Annotated in this window: 15 protein-coding genes, 1 tRNA gene and 1 pseudogene; 4 read left to right on the top strand and 13 right to left on the bottom strand. The window is 68.5% G+C overall.

Annotated elements, in window-relative coordinates; all coding sequences use genetic code 11:
- Positions 1-20 precede the first annotated feature (20 nt).
- The 4 genes from L1066_RS23475 (at position 21) to L1066_RS23460 (ending at position 3,203) form a co-directional block, all read left to right on the top strand.
- The gene (locus L1066_RS23475; RefSeq protein ID WP_235738766.1) at positions 21-341 is read left to right on the top strand and encodes a hypothetical protein; all 321 of its coding nucleotides are present in this window, start codon (positions 21-23) and stop codon (positions 339-341) included.
- The gene (locus L1066_RS23470) at positions 341-1,630 is read left to right on the top strand and encodes a hypothetical protein (protein WP_235738765.1); all 1,290 of its coding nucleotides are present in this window, start codon (positions 341-343) and stop codon (positions 1,628-1,630) included. The genes L1066_RS23475 and L1066_RS23470 overlap by 1 nt, the downstream gene beginning before the upstream one ends.
- The gene (locus tag L1066_RS23465; protein ID WP_235738764.1) at positions 1,611-1,985 is read left to right on the top strand and encodes a helix-turn-helix transcriptional regulator; all 375 of its coding nucleotides are present in this window, start codon (positions 1,611-1,613) and stop codon (positions 1,983-1,985) included. The genes L1066_RS23470 and L1066_RS23465 overlap by 20 nt, the downstream gene beginning before the upstream one ends.
- Positions 1,986-2,111: 126 nt before the next feature.
- Positions 2,112-3,203, top strand: a complete 1,092-nt coding sequence (locus L1066_RS23460) for a tyrosine-type recombinase/integrase (protein ID WP_235738763.1) — start codon at positions 2,112-2,114, stop codon at positions 3,201-3,203.
- Positions 3,204-3,281: 78 nt separating this feature from the next.
- Here L1066_RS23460 and L1066_RS23455 read toward each other — a convergent pair.
- The 13 genes and pseudogenes from L1066_RS23455 to xerD form a co-directional block, all read right to left on the bottom strand.
- A tRNA-Pro gene (locus L1066_RS23455) sits at positions 3,282-3,355 on the bottom strand.
- A gap of 91 nt (positions 3,356-3,446) precedes the next feature.
- Positions 3,447-4,802 (bottom strand): ribosome biogenesis GTPase Der, encoded by a 1,356-nt coding sequence (gene der / locus L1066_RS23450; RefSeq protein WP_376707727.1) that lies wholly within the window; start codon positions 4,800-4,802, stop codon positions 3,447-3,449.
- The gene (locus tag L1066_RS23445; protein WP_235738761.1) at positions 4,802-5,539 is read right to left on the bottom strand and encodes a lysophospholipid acyltransferase family protein; all 738 of its coding nucleotides are present in this window, start codon (positions 5,537-5,539) and stop codon (positions 4,802-4,804) included. Before L1066_RS23445 ends, der begins: the two co-directional genes overlap by 1 nt.
- Positions 5,536-6,213 (bottom strand): (d)CMP kinase, encoded by a 678-nt coding sequence (cmk, locus tag L1066_RS23440; protein ID WP_235738760.1) that lies wholly within the window; start codon positions 6,211-6,213, stop codon positions 5,536-5,538. The genes L1066_RS23445 and cmk overlap by 4 nt, the downstream gene beginning before the upstream one ends.
- A gap of 104 nt (positions 6,214-6,317) precedes the next feature.
- Positions 6,318-6,614 (bottom strand): hypothetical protein, encoded by a 297-nt coding sequence (locus L1066_RS23435; protein WP_235738793.1) that lies wholly within the window; start codon positions 6,612-6,614, stop codon positions 6,318-6,320.
- 31 nt (positions 6,615-6,645) lie between these two features.
- A pseudogene (locus tag L1066_RS27280) lies at positions 6,646-6,747 on the bottom strand (prephenate dehydrogenase dimerization domain-containing protein); the annotation flags it as partial.
- Positions 6,744-7,388, bottom strand: a complete 645-nt coding sequence (locus L1066_RS23430) for a prephenate dehydrogenase/arogenate dehydrogenase family protein (protein ID WP_312008649.1) — start codon at positions 7,386-7,388, stop codon at positions 6,744-6,746. The pseudogene L1066_RS27280 and the gene L1066_RS23430, both read right to left, overlap by 4 nt.
- A gap of 103 nt (positions 7,389-7,491) precedes the next feature.
- Positions 7,492-8,946: an SMC-Scp complex subunit ScpB gene (scpB, locus tag L1066_RS28185; protein WP_312008647.1), complete on the bottom strand. Its 1,455-nt coding sequence runs from the start codon at positions 8,944-8,946 to the stop codon at positions 7,492-7,494.
- The gene (locus tag L1066_RS23415; RefSeq protein ID WP_235738759.1) at positions 8,943-9,791 is read right to left on the bottom strand and encodes a segregation and condensation protein A; all 849 of its coding nucleotides are present in this window, start codon (positions 9,789-9,791) and stop codon (positions 8,943-8,945) included. Before L1066_RS23415 ends, scpB begins: the two co-directional genes overlap by 4 nt.
- Complete coding sequence (locus L1066_RS23410) at positions 9,788-10,129, bottom strand: hypothetical protein (RefSeq protein ID WP_235738758.1); 342 nt, start codon at positions 10,127-10,129, stop codon at positions 9,788-9,790. Before L1066_RS23410 ends, L1066_RS23415 begins: the two co-directional genes overlap by 4 nt.
- Entirely contained in the window at positions 10,098-11,045 is a 948-nt protein-coding gene (locus L1066_RS23405) for a ParA family protein (RefSeq protein WP_446499927.1), read from the bottom strand. Before L1066_RS23405 ends, L1066_RS23410 begins: the two co-directional genes overlap by 32 nt.
- A gap of 171 nt (positions 11,046-11,216) precedes the next feature.
- On the bottom strand, positions 11,217-13,784 hold the full coding sequence (locus tag L1066_RS23400; RefSeq protein WP_235738757.1) for a DEAD/DEAH box helicase: 2,568 nt from the start codon (positions 13,782-13,784) through the stop codon (positions 11,217-11,219).
- Entirely contained in the window at positions 13,781-14,695 is a 915-nt protein-coding gene (xerD, locus tag L1066_RS23395; RefSeq protein WP_512699734.1) for a site-specific tyrosine recombinase XerD, read from the bottom strand. The genes L1066_RS23400 and xerD overlap by 4 nt, the downstream gene beginning before the upstream one ends.
- Positions 14,696-14,711: the final 16 nt, after the last annotated feature.

Genomic DNA, 14,711 nt, shown 5'->3' with positions numbered 1-14,711 from the left:
TTCAACGAAAGGAACCCGTCATGCTTCTTGCCCACGCGGTCACCTTGGCCGAGGCCCGCACCTACATCGCGGCCCTGGCCGATGAAGCCCTCACGTTCGATGGCTCGGTCGAGTATGAGCACGCGCTGCTCTACCTCGACCTCGTCCACGGTGACGATATCCCCGCGCTCGACACCCGCGGATTGACCGACGACCGCGCGATCCTGCACGCGATCGCCGTCAGCGCGGTCAAGGAACTCACCGACCACGGGGTCGACAAGCTCCAGATTGAACTGCTTCTCGACATGCTGGACTTGGCCCGTGACCGCGACGATCCCTGCGCGGACATCAGTGAGTTCTGATGTACGGCGAGAACACTGCCCTCATGCGGGAAGCGCTCGGCACCCTGATGCAGTTGGGCCGTGCCAGCCGCGGCGTCGACGACTTGCCTGCCGATGCCATCCAGTTGATCGGGTCTTTCCGCCACAGCATCACCGTGTGGTGCCAACAAGCCGTCCGAGCGTCGAACCCCAGCACTGAGGGCGGCGGGACAACGCCGCGCACCCGCGGACCGGCCGAGGAACTACGCGTCCGGCTCACAGAAACGCGCGCCAGCTACTCCGCTCCCCTGCCGACCGTCGAGCAACTGGCCACGCCACACCCGCATCACGTCGTCGATCTGTGGCGACAAGCAGCGAAAGGTGCCGCCCTTGGTGAGCATGACTTCCCTGCAGGCCTCACCTATGCCGAAGTCACTGAGGAGCAGGCGATGACTGTCCTCAAGGACGCCGCCGAGATCACCCGCGCCCTCACCGGCCTCGACCGCCGCTCCACGGCAGCCGTTCGCGGCTGGGAACCGATCGCCGAAGCGGACCTGCTCGGACGGGCTGCCGTCGTCTGCGCCGCGCACGCCGGCTACGGCGAACCGGACTACAGCGTGGACCGGCGCGGCTGGCGTCCACCCGTACGTCTGGCCGACGGACCCACCCTTCCCGGACTGGGCGGTGTCCTGCAGGCAGAGAACAACCTCCTCGTGCGACTCCGCTACCAACCCGATGGCCACAGCCTGCGGCTGATCCTGGATTCCCAACGCATCGTCTCCCACCACGCTGCCGCTCTCGCCCCGGCCGTGAGAGGTGGTCGAGAACTCGCCGTCAGGTGGGCCGAACGAGCCAGCACGTACGCACTCCTGATCGACCAGTCCCGCAACCTGCGCGGTCTCATTGGCCACGGCGTCGCCGCCGCTCAAGGCGCACTCGCCGCCTCCCGTGCTCGGACCCTCAGCCCCAGCACCCCTGTCGAGCCGCGGGCACTGCGACACCTCGACGCGCTGTTTATCCACATCGACCGCCGCATCGCCCACACCATCAAGGCCGGCGCCGACGACCGCAGCTACCTCATCCGCGTCGGCATCCCCCGCGTTGACCTCACCCCCGGCGGAGGCGCGGTCAAGCAACAGCGCTCCCGCCACATCCCGCTCGATGTCCCGCAGCGAGCCCAACTCCTGGTCACCGTCGACCAACGACTCCGCGCCCCTGCCAGGCCTGCCCCCGTGTCGCCCACGTGCGCGACCGAGAGAGCCACCTTCGCGAACTCGATCCCACACCCCCGTCAGGAAGGAGTGAGTCAACGTGTCCCGCCCGGCCTGTGACCAGCAGCCACGCGACAACCAGCACACCTCTACTCGTGAGGACTATCCCGTTCTCACCCACGCCAAGGAGAACATGATGAGTTCGACCATCGAAACGACCGAGGAGTCCGACATCCTCACCATCGACCAAGCCGCGAAGTACCTGTCCATCCCGAAGGCGACGCTTTACACGTGGCGCACCCGCCGCGCGGGATACGGCCCGCCGGCCGTGCGGTTCGGCAGCTGCTTGCGCTACCGACGTGCCGACTTGGATGCCTGGGTGAACGAACACATCGAGTCCGTCGACGGACAGTCGGTCACGTCGGGCGACTCTGACGTCGGCGTATCTCTGTCCCGTGCCAGCGCACCTCGGTGAAGGGAGGATCAAACCATGGGAAGCGGACGACCGCCTACTGACTTGGGCACCTGGGGATCGATCCATACATTCCGGGTGCGCGACGGCGCCTACCGAGCTCGCACCCGGATTCGGGACGCGGACGGCATGACACGCCAAGTCACAGCAACCGGAACCACCAAGGCAGCCGCCGAACGTGCCCTCCGGGCGAAGCTCGCTGAGCGCAAAGCACCCACGGAACAGTCGATCACGGCTGAAACGACGATCGCGAAGCTCGGCGCGATCTGGATCAAATTTCTTCGCGACGAAGGCCGGCTTGAGAACACAACGATCAATGAATACCAGCGCGTGCTCGACAAGGTCGTGCACCCCGGATTGGGTGGCCTCCGGCTGCGCGAGGCGACCACGAGTCGCCTCGACCTCTTCCTCATCCGCCTGCGGTCCGTCAGCGCGAGCCGGCAGCGCAAGACGAAGGTCGTCCTGGGCGCAATGCTCAGCCTCGCGGTGCGTCACGATGCGCTCGTCACCAATCCCGTGCAGCAGACGTCTCGTCTGCACCGGGAGAAGGCTGAGCCACGCTCGTTGAGCGCCAGTGACCTTGAAGCCGTGCGCACGGCCCTCAGCAGTTGGGCCGACCAGAGTCGCCCGGGGCCGAAGGCCAACAGCGACATGGCCGACATTATCGACCTCATGCTCGCCACCGGGGCGAGGATTGGGGAGATCCTCGCGCTGCGGTGGATTGACGTCGACCTCGACGGCGACCGTCCCAAGGTCACGATCAGCGGGACAGTCAAGACCGAGCCCGGCAAGGGGACCTACCGCAAGCCCAGCCCCAAGTCCGATTCCAGCCTGCGGACCGTGATCATTCCTAACTTCGCAGCCGCAGTGCTCGTACGCCGACTTTCGGTTGCTGCTGACGCCGCTCCAGAAGCACCAGTGTTTGCGACCCGCAACGGCACCTGGCATCAGGTCACCAACGTCGAGCGTCGCTGGAGGCAGATCCGCAAGGACACCGGGCTGGAGTGGGTCACCCCGCACACCTTCCGCAAGACAGTGGCGACCCTTGTCGCGGAACGAGTAGGAGCAGAGACCGCCGCCAAGCAGCTCGGGCATTCCTCGCCGGTGATCACCCGGCAGTTCTACATCTCGAAGCCAGAAATCGCTGCCGACGTCGCGCACGTGCTCGACGAACTTGCCCAACCCGCCGAGGACGACCCGCCGGCAATAAATGGTGAATAAGTGGTTAATAAGGCGATCTGACTCAAATACAAACCGCCTCTGACTCAGCGTTTTCGCTGGTCAGAGGCGGTTTTTCGGTCGGGCTGACAGGATTTGAACCTGCGACCCCTTGACCCCCAGTCAAGTGCGCTACCAAGCTGCGCCACAGCCCGATGCCCCTCTGCAAGCGGCCCGAAGACCACCCTCAAGGAGCGAGTGAACCTTACCCCAGAGCCTGGTCAGGAGTGCAAACCGGGGCAGGGGTCAGGTGCGCTTGCGCTTCTCGCGCGGGCGCACCTGCAGCTCGATCGGCGTACCCACGAAGCCGAACTCCTCACGCAGGCGGCGCTCGATGAAGCGCTCGTAGCCGGCGTCCAGCTTGCCGCTGGTGAAGAGGATGAACGTCGGGGGCGCGCTCTGCGCCTGCGTGCCGAAGAGGATCTTGGGCTGCTTGCCGCCGCGCACGGGGTGCGGGTGTTCCTGGACCAGACGCCCCAGGAAGGCGTTGAGCTGGCCGGTCGAGATCCGGGTCTCCCAACCCTCCAGCGCACGCTCGATCGCCGGCACCAGCCGGTCGACGTGCCACCCGGTGCGAGCCGTGATGTTGATCCGCGGCGCCCACTGCACCTGCACCAGCTCGCGCTCGATCTCGCGGTCCAGGTAGTAGCGGCGCTCCTCGTCGACGAGGTCCCACTTGTTGAACGCGATGACCAACGCGCGGCCGGCGTCGCGCACGGTCTGGATGATGCGCTGGTCCTGCTCCGAGATCGACATCGAGCCGTCGACCAGCAGCACCGCGACCTCCGCGCGCTCGATGGCGCTCGCCGTACGCAGGGAGGCGTAGTACTCGTGGCCCGACGCCTCCTTGACCCGCTTGCGGATGCCGGCGGTGTCGATGAACCGCCACTCCTTGCCGCCCAGCTGGATCAGCTCGTCGACAGGATCGACGGTGGTGCCCGCCACGTTGTCGACGACCACCCGCTCCTCCCCCGCAAGCTTGTTGAGCAGCGACGACTTGCCGACGTTGGGCTTGCCGACCAGCGCGACACGGCGCGGACCACCGACTTCACCGAAGCCGTGCTCCGGGGTCTCCGGGAGCGCCTCGAGCACGGCGTCGAGCAGGTCGCCGGTGCCGCGGCCGTGCGCCGCGGAGATCGGGTGCGGCTCGCCCAGGCCGAGGTTCCAGAGACCGTAGGCCTCGTTCTCGAGGTGCTGCGCATCCACCTTGTTGGCGGCCAACACCACGGGCTTGTCGGCCTTGCGCAGGATCTTCACGACGGCCTCGTCGGCGTCGGTGATGCCCACGGTCGCGTCGACGACGAAGAGCACGGCGTCGGCGAGGCTGACGGCGATCTCCGCCTGTGCGGCGATCCGCTCGGCGAGGCCACGGGCGTCGGGGTCCCAACCGCCGGTGTCGACGACGGTGAAAGCGCGCCCGTTCCAGTTGGCGTCGTAGGAGACCCGGTCACGCGTGACGCCGGGACGGTCCTCGACGACCGCCTCGCGACGGCCGATGATCCGGTTGACCAGCGTGGACTTGCCCACGTTGGGGCGACCCACCACGGCCAACACGGGCGTAGGTCCCGTCTGGTCGCTGACAGGCTCGATCTGGTCGTTCATCATGCTCCTCGTCCTGACGGAGTTCTGCCGTCATCGGGGTGGTCTGTGGGCAGCGGCCCGGGCAGGAGACGCCCGGTCAGGGATTGCGCTGCCTCCAATTGCGCCACCATGTGCTCCTTGAGCAACGTCGTGGTGGCATCGACTTGTTCCCGTGTCCTCGGCCACGGTGTGGCGGCGACCCGGAAGGGCTCCCCGTGCACCATGTCGACGCGGGTACCACGCGGTGGCACGGAACTGCTGCCGGCACCCGGATCCCGGGTGCCGAAGAACGAGACGGGTACGACGGGCGCCCCGGTCACCAGTGCCAGGTACGCCGCGCCGCTGTGGAACCGCGGGAAGTCGCCCGGACCGCGGGTGCCCTCCGGAAAGATCCCCACGCAACCGCCGTCGCGCAGCACTGCCACCGCCATCTTCACCGCCCTGGGGTCCGCGTGCTCCCGATCCAGGGGGATCTGGCCACTGGCACGGAAGAACCCGCCCGCCTTGTCAAACATCTCGCGCTTCGTCAACGCGTGCACCGGTCTCGGTCCCAGGATGGCGAGCAACGGTCCGTCTGCGACGCCGATGTGGTTGCCGGCGACGATCACCGGTCCGGTCGTGGGCACGAGCTCGGCACGATGCACGTGCACGTCCCACCAGGACTCGATGATCCGCCGCGAGGCCGGACGACCCCGGTGCAGCAACCGCCGTGCCGGCAGCGGCACGCCATGCGTGTGCGGAAGGTCGCCCGAGGTCACGCCCGATCCTTGACCGCCTCGGACAGGGCGACCACCTGGTCGATCACCTCGTCCAGCGTGAAGTCCGTGGTGTCGATGTGGTGCGCACCGTCAGGCATCGTCAACGGGGCGGTCGCTCGACCCGAGTCGATCCGGTCGCGGGCGAGCAGGGACTGCTGGGTCGCGGCGACATCACTGCCCCCTTCTTCCAGCGCACGACGTGCGGCACGGGCGGCGGGGTCCGCAGTCAGGTAGACCTTGACCTCGGCCTGGGGCCACACCACGGAGCCGATGTCGCGCCCCTCGACGACGATGTCGCCCGCGCCGATGACCTCCCGCTGCAACTCCAGCAGCCGGGTGCGCACTGCGGGTACGGCGCTCACCGGGCTGACGGCACCGGTGACGGCCTCACCGCGGATCGCCACCGCGACGTCGGTGCCGTCGACCGTGATCGTCGGCGCCTGCGGGTCGGTACCCGAGACGATCGACGGACGTCCCGCGGCGGTCGCCACGGCCTCGCCGTCATGCACGTCGATGCCGCTCTCGAGCATCCACCAGGTCATCGCCCGAAACATCGCCCCCGTGTCGAGGTAGCGCATTCCCAGCCGCGTCGCGGTGCCACGCGAGGTGCTGGACTTGCCCGAACCCGACGGCCCGTCGATGGCGATGACGATCTTGCGGGCCTGGCTGTTCACGCGGTGCCTACTTCCTCGGGGATGGCGCTCTGGTTCCGCCGTAGCCTACCGACAAAGCACCGTTCGACCTGCCCCGACGTGAACCCACACGGTCACCGGCACGCTCAGGGCTGGACGCTCCAACCGCGCGCCGTGAGCGACGACACCAGGTGCTCGGCCTGTTCGGCCGCCACCACGAGTTCGACGAGACCCACCGGACGGCCCGGATCGTGGTCGATGTGCACGTCTTCGATGTTGACCCCGTCGGCGCCGGCGTCGGCGAAGAGCCGCGCCAGCTCCCCGCATGGTCGGGCACGGAGACGAAGACGCCCGTCGTCGGTCGGGCCGGACCGCCGTGCTTGCCGGGGATCGCCTGGGTGCCCGCCACCCCTCGGCCAGCAGCACGGCCAGCGCCTCGGCATCGGCGGACACCACGATCTCCCGCAGTTCCGTGAGCTTGCCGGCGACGTCGTCGAGGAGCTCGGCCAGCGCCTCGGCGTTGCCGGTGATGATCTGCTTCCACAAAGTGGGGTCGCTTCCCGCGATCCGGGTCACGTCACGCACCCCTGGCCGGAGAGGGCAAGGTGTCCCGCTGGCGCACCAGCGAGCCGTCCGGCGGTGAGCGCCGACATCAGGTGGGGCAGGTGGGAGACCCGAGCCACCGCCCGGTCGTGCTCCTCCGGGCCGAACTCGAACGGCACCGCGCCGCACAGGTCGACGAGCTCGCGCACCAGCGCCACTGCGTCGGGACTTGCCGACTCGTGCGCGGTGATCGCCCACGGTCGGCCCTCGAAGAGGGCAGCCGAGGCCGCAAGCGGGCCGGAGCGTTCGCTGCCCGCCATGGGGTGACTGCCGACATAACGCGCCAGCGCCTCGGCAGGTACGTCGGCACGCACCTCCGCGAGCGGGCGCGACTTGATGCTGCCGACATCGGTCACGACGGCATCGGTCTCGGTGAGCGCGGCAACGATCGTCGCGCCGAGCAGGTCCGGCGGCACTGCGACCACGACCAGCTGCGGCGGCGTCCCGTCGTCACTGCGTCCGGCGCCGAGACCGGAAGCAGTGCGCACGTGCTCGCGCGCGGTGTCCGAGAGCAACACGTCGAGCCCGCGCTGGCGGCACGCCAGTGCGACGGACGTGCCGAGCAGGCCGGTGCCGATGACCCGGACGGGGCCGGTGAGGGCGCGGTCGAGCACTCTCAAGCTCCTCGGATCGGTGGGCGGTCGGGCGGGTGCAAGGCTATACCGGGTCCGCCGCTGCACGTGCAACGAAGTGGGACGGCGGCCTCAGTGACGGGCCTCAGAGCTTGGCAGCGTCCAACAGCGTGCCGAGCTCGTCCTTGGTGAGATCACGCATCTCGCCCTCGGGGAGCCGCCCCAGGCTCACCGGGCCGAACCGGGTGCGGGTGAGGCGACGTACCGGGTGGCCGACCTCCGCCAGCAACCGCCGGACGATGCGGTTGCGACCCTCGTGGATCACGAGCTCGACGATGCTGCGGCCCTGCGCGGCACCACGGCCGGTCTCGACGACGCGCACCTGGGAGACCTGCACCGGGCCGTCCTCGAGCACCACGCCCTCGCGCAACCTCTTCAACGTGCTGCGGAAGACTTCGCCGTCGACCTCGGCGACATAGGTCTTGTCGACCTCGTAGGAGGGATGCGCCATCCGGTGCGCGAACTCGCCGTCGTTGGTGAGCAGCAGCAGACCGGTGGTGTCGGTGTCGAGCCGGCCCACGTGGAAGAGCCGCTCCGGCCGCTCGGCCACGTAGTCGCTGATCGTCGGCCGTCCCTCGGGATCGGACATCGTCGACACGACGCCCCGCGGCTTGTTGAGCACCAGGTAGGCGTTGGGACTGATCGGCGGCAGCCGCAGCCCGTCGACGCGGATCACCGCAGTGCGCGGGTCGACCTTGGTGCCGAGTCGAGTGACGATCTCTCCGTCGACCTCGACCACACCGGAGAGCATCAGCTCCTCGCACTTGCGGCGCGAGGCCACCCCCGACTGGGCCAGCAGCTTCTGCAGACGGATCAGTCCGTCCTCGTCGGTCTCGGGGATCACTCCCCACCCCCGTACGTCGTCACTCACCGCTGCCCCGGCGGCGTCGGTCGCAACCACCTCATCAGAGGTCGCGCTCGGCTCGGCAACGGGGGTCTCCGTGCTGCCTCCGGAGAAGGCGAGGAGGTCGTCCTCCATGTCCTCCATGTCGGGCAGGAACGGAGCCAGCTCGGGCAGGTCGTCGAGCGAGGTGATGCCGATGCGCTCGAGGAAGTAGGAACTGGTGCGATAGAGGTTCGCCCCGGTCTCCTCGTCGGCGCCGGCCTCCTCGACCAGGCCGCGGGCCAGCAGGGTGCGCATCACGCCGTCGACGTTGACACCCCGGATCGCCGAGACCCGGGCGCGCGAGACGGGCTGCTTGTAGGCCACCACGGCCAGTGTCTCCAGGGCCGCCTGGGTGAGCCGCGACTGTTGTCCTTCGAGGACGAAGGTCTCGACGACGCCGGCGTGCTCCTCACGGGTGTAGTAGCGCCAGCCTCCGGCGACGTTGCGCAGCTCGAAGCCACGTCCCTGCTCCGTGTAGTCGGCGGCGAGCTCCTCCAACGCTGCCACGACGGCATCCACCGGGTGCCCGACGGCGGTCGCCAGGGTCAGCTGGTCGAGCGGCTGGTCGGCCACCATCAACACTGCCTCGAGCGACGGATGCAACTGGGGCAGCGGGGTCTCCTCGACCAGCTCGTCGGTCTCGATGTCCGTCACGACTGCGCCTCCCGGTCTGTGGGCGCCTCCTGGGGCGCTCCCTCGAATTCGTCGATGTCGGCGATGGCGTCGTCGTCGCCGCCGGTCCAGCGCACATTGAGCTCCCCCAGCGGTGTCATCTGATCGAAGCCGACCGCACCTTCGCGGAAGAGCTCCAGCAGCGCCAGGAACCTGGCCACCGTGGTGAGCGTGTCGGGCGAGTCGCTGCACAGGGACCGGAAGGTGAGGGTGCCGCCGAACCGCAGCCGCTCGACCACGATCGTCGCCTGCTCCCGCACCGAAACCGCCGGGGCATGGATGTGGTGCAGGCTCACGCCCTCCGGCTCCGGCTTCGGCTCGAGCGCCTTCGCCGCCAGTGCCGCGAACTGCTCGAGCCCGATGCCGATGAGCACCTCGGGCAGCAATCGGGCAAAGCGCTCCTCGAGGCCGACGGCGCGTGGATGGCGCAGTCCTTCGCTGGCCAGTCGACCCTCGAACACACCAGCCACCTGCTTGAACGCCTTGTACTGCAGCAACCGTGCGAAGAGCAGGTCGCGGGCCTCGAGCAGGGCGAGATCCTCCTCGTCCTCCACCTCCGCCTGCGGCAGCAGCCGTGCAGCCTTGAGATCGAGCAAGGTCGCCGCGACGAGCAGGAACGATGTCGTCTGCTCGAGGTCCCACACCGGGCCACCGGCCTTGACGTGCGCGATGAACTCGTCGGTGACCGTCGAGAGTGAGACCTCCGTGATGTCCAGCTTGTGCTTGGAGATCAGCTGCAGGAGCAGGTCGAAGGGCCCCTCGAAGTTGTCGAGGGTGACCGCGAACCCGCCGGTGGCCGCCTCGGGCTCCACCGCGGCGTCGGTCACGGCTCCCTCAGGCGCTGCACCAACTGGCTGTCCTCGCCGTGCTCCTCGAGGTCGGCCAGCGCGAGCGCCACCGCCTGACGCACCAGTCGGCCACGGTCGACCGCCAACTTGTGGTCACGCCGCAGCGCCAGTCGGGCCTGCTCGATCTCGAACAACTCGTCGGAGGAGATGTAGACGGTCATCTTCTCGTCATGGCGGATCCGACCCGTCGTCCGTCCGGCCGACTTCTTCCCGGCCTCCGGCGCTGCGGGCGCCGGATCGGGTGCGGGGGCCGGCTCATGGCTCGACGTGGGCCGGAAGAGGTCGTCAGCTGCGGGCAGGCTCACCCGTCTCGACACGCGCCAACACCTCCTTGGCCAGCTGGCGATAGGACTCGGCGCCGGGCGAGCTGGAGGCGTAGGAGGTGATCGGTTCGCCGGCGACGGTGGAGTCGGAGAACTTCACGGTGCGGCGGATGACGGTGTGGAACACGGTGTCGCCCCAGGCCTGGACCAGTCGGTCCATGACCTCGCGGCTGTGCAGCGTGCGGCCGTCGAACATGGTGCCGAGCACGCCGTCGATGTGCAGGCGAGGGTTGAGCCGCTGCTTGACCTTGTCGATCGTCGTCTTCAGCAGCGCGACCCCTCGCAGTGCGAAGTACTCGCACTCCAACGGCACGATCACGCCGTCGGAGGCGGTGAGGGCGTTGACGGTCAGCAGTCCGAGGGAGGGCTGGCAGTCGATGAGGATCACGTCGTACTGACTGACGGCCGGCTCCAGCACCCGCTGCAGGGTCTGTTCCCGGGCGACCTCGTGCACCAGTTGCACCTCGGCCGCCGACAGGTCGATGTTGGAGGGCAGCAGGTCGACGCCCGGCACGCCGGAGGGCACGACGACCTCGTCGAAGGTGACGTCGGGCTCCATCAGCAGGTTGTAGACCGTCAGGTCCATCTCGTGCGGGTTGAGGCCGAGTCCGACCGACAGCGAACCCTGCGGGTCGAAGTCGACGAGCAACACCTTGCGGCCCAACTCAGCGAGGGCCGCACCCAGGTTGATGGTGGTCGTGGTCTTGCCGACGCCGCCCTTCTGGTTGCACATCGAGATGATCCGCGCGTTGCCATGGCTGGCGACCGGCTTCGGCTCCGGGATCACCGGCATCGGACGGCCGGTGGGACCGAGCTTCGCCTCGGCAGGCGTCACGTCGGGAAACGGGATCGGGTCGTTCAAGAGTGGCTCGTCTCGATGAGGGGTGGGGACGGGGCCCCGTGGCGGCATTGCAGGAGCGGCACCAGTTGGGTTTCCGGAGAAGCCATGGGGCGGTCCGCCACTGCTCATCGATGCACTCCCGTCTGCTGTTTGTCGACACGGCGACTTGTGGCCGTGCCTGCGTCAGACTGTAGGCCGCCAGCGCGGCGGCGAACAAGGCAGGGGTTGCCCCAACCTTGATCAGATTCCGTCAAACCGCCGCATTGCGGTCGCGGTCACCACGGCCTCACCCAACGAATCCGATGCGACGACGTCGACCTCGGCCTCGATCACCCAGTCACGGTGATCCTCGGGGTCGGCCAACGTCTGGCGCACCTGCCACACGTCGCCGGCCCTCTCCACCTGCAGGTACGACGGCCCGTGGGCGTCCGCGTCGGTGCGGATCTCGTCGTGCTCGGCGTAGTAGGCCTCCAGGGCCTCGTCCCACTTCGAGCGGGTCATCAGCACCTCGCGGGGAGGCTCGAAGAGATCCGCAGTGGCGCGCTCACCGCGGATCAACGCATCCAGGTCGTCGCGAGCAGCCGCGTCAACGCGCCGCCACATCGCGTTGCGGATCATCACGGAGAAGGCGCGCTCACGCTGCGAGAGGGGGCGCGGCGGGGGCGGCGCCTCGTCACGGATGGCGGCGGCAGCCAGGTCCGGATCGGTCAACGCCTCCCACTCGTCGAGCAGGCTGGAGTCGGTCTGGCGCACCGTCTCCCCCAGCCACTCCACGAGCTCCTCGAACTCCGGGGTCCGACGACTCTCGGGCACCGTATGGCGCAGCGTGCGATAGGCATCGGTGAGATAACGCAGCACCAGGCCTTCGGAGCGAGCGAGCTGGTGACGGCTCACGAACTCGGTGAAGCTGTAGCCCTGCTCGAACATCTCCCGCACGATGGACTTCGGCTCGAGGGCGTCCTCGGGCAGCCACGGGTGGGCGGTGCGATAGATCGCGAAGGTCGCCTCGAGCAGCTCCGACAACGGCTTGGGCCAGGTGATCTCCTCGAGCAGCGCCATCCGCTCCTCGTACTCGATCCCGTCGGCCTTCATCTCCGCAACGGCCTCTCCCCGCGCCGAGTTCTGCTGGGCGAAGAGCACCTGACGCGGACTGTCGAGCACCGACTCGACGACGGAGACCAGGTCGAGTGCATGTTCGGGAGCCTCGGGGTCGAGCACCGAGAAGGCCTCCAGCGCGAAGTGCGCCAGGGGCTGGTTGAGGGCGAAGTCCTCCGGGAGCGCATCAGTCAGGACGTAGCGGCGGCCGTACTCATCCACCTCGTCCAACCGCACCAGCACGCCGGACTCCACCAACGAGCGCGCCAACCGCAGCGCGCGCCGCTGCAGCCGCACCTGCTGCTTGGCGTCCTCATGGTTGTCGCGGAGCAGCTGCCGCATCACCTGGAACGCGTCGCGCTCGCGCGCGACCACGTTGAGCAGCATCGAGTTGTCCACCTTCATGCGCGAGACCAGCGCCTCCGGCTTGCCCTCGACCAGCTTGTCGTAGGTCTGCTCGGTCCACACCACCGTGCCCTCGGGCGGCTTCTTGAGGTGTGGCTTGCTCTTCTTCTTGGGGTCCTTGGCGTTCTTGGCCGCCGACTTCGCCTTGGCTGCCTCGTTCTCGATGACGTGCTCCGGCGCCTGGACGACGACGTACCCGGCGGTGTCGTAACCGGCCCGGCCCGCACGCCCGGCGATCTGCTGGAACTCCCGGGTCCGCAGGATCCGCTGGCGGGTGCCGTCGAACTTGGCGAGCCCGGTGAACAGCACCGTGCGAATCGGCACGTTGATGCCGACCCCCAGGGTGTCGGTGCCACAGATGACGGTGAGCAGACCCTTCTGGGCCAGTTGCTCGACGAGCCGACGGTACTTGGGCAGCATCCCCGCGTGGTGCACGCCGACGCCGCTGCGCAGCATCTTGGACAGGACCCTTCCGAAGCCGGCTCCGAAACGGAACGCACCGATCTCCTCGTTGATCGCGTCGCGCTGCTCGCGATCGGCGAACTTCGCGGCCACCAACGAGTTGGCGTGCTCGACGGCGTCCTTCTGCGTGAAGTGCACCGCATAGGCGGGCACCTGCTTGGTCGCCACCAACTCGCTGAGGGTCTCGCCCAGGTGCGTCAGTGACCAGCTGAACGACAAGGGCACCGGGCGCTCGGCGTCGTCGACGAGCGCCGACTCCCGGCCGGTGCGCCTGGTCAGGTCCTCGAGAAAGAACGTGACGTCGCCGAGGGTCGCCGACATGAGCACGAACTGCGCCTGGGGCAACGCCAGCAGCGGGACCTGCCACGCCCAACCGCGATCGGGTTCGGAGTAGTAGTGGAACTCGTCCATCACCACCAGGCCGACGTCGGCAGTCTCGCCCTCCCGCAAGGCGATGTTGGCGAGGACCTCGGCAGTGCAGCAGATGATGGGGGCATCGGGGTTCACCGAGGCGTCCCCGGTGAGCATGCCGACGTTGTCGGCCCCGAAGGCGGCACAGAGGGCGAAGAACTTCTCACTGACCAGCGCCTTGATGGGCGCGGTGTAGAAGCTGACCTTGTCCTCGCACAGTGCCCAGAACTGGGCCGCCGTGGCGACCATCGACTTCCCCGAACCGGTCGGCGTCGCGAGGATCACGTTGTTGGCGGCGACGATCTCCATGATCGCCTCGTCCTGGTGGGGATACAGCCCCAGCCCGAGGTCCTCGACCCAGCCCAGGAAGGCGTCGTACACGCCGTCGGGGTTGCCGGGGGCGACCAGTCGTTTGCCTAGGTGTGGGGCGTTCATCGCTGCGCTCTCGGATGGGCGGTCGCGAAGACCTCGCGGAGGCTGTCGACGGTGACGAGGGTGTAGATCTGGGTGGTGGTCACCGACGCGTGACCGAGCAGCTCCTGCACCACGCGTACGTCGGCGCCGCCCTCCAGCAGGTGGGTGGCGAAGGAGTGGCGCAAGGTGTGGGGCGAGACGTCGACGGTGACCCCGGCGCGCTCAGCGGCCTTGACCAGCACCGTCCACGCGCTCTGCCGTGAGAGCCGGCCACCGCGAGCGTTCAGGAAGAGGGCACCCGTCGGCGAGGCGCTGGTGGCCAGTGCAGGACGCGACCGCGTCAGGTAGCCGTCGACCGCCTCGAGCGCGAAGGAGCCGATGGGCACCAACCGCTCCTTGCTGCCCTTGCCACGCAGCAGCACGGTGGCGTCGTGGGTGTCGATGTCGTCGACATCGAGACCCACGGCCTCCGAGATCCGGGCCCCGGTGCCGTAGAGCACCTCGAGCAGGGCCCGATCACGCAACGCCAACTGCGTGCCCGGCGCGCCCGCAGCATCGAGGATCGCCTCGACGTCGGGCAGCGGCAACGCCTTCGGGAGGCGCTTGTCGGGGGTCGGCGGTTTGACGGCGGCCGCCGGATTGGTCTCGACGACTCCCTCGCCCACCGCGAACTTGTGGAAGCCACGGGCAGCCACGAGGGTGCGGGCCGCCGACGTCACGCCCAACGCCGGATGGTCGGCGTCGCCCTCGCGCAACGCAGTGAGGAAGTCGGCCACCGTCTGCTCCGTGACCGCCCCGAGCCGGGTGATGCCACGGCTCTCGAGGAATTCCCGGTAGCGCCGCAGATCACGTCGATAGGCACTCAGCGTGTTGTCGGCCAGGCCGCGCTCCACGGCGAGGTGATCGAGGTAGGTACGGACCACCCGCACCAGGTCGTCGCGCTCCAGC

The sequence above is a fragment of the Nocardioides alcanivorans genome (genome assembly GCF_021555175.1).
In the GTDB taxonomy this organism is placed as follows: Bacteria; Actinomycetota; Actinomycetes; order Propionibacteriales; family Nocardioidaceae; genus Nocardioides; species Nocardioides alcanivorans.
This window is presented reverse-complemented; position numbering and strand designations above follow the sequence as displayed.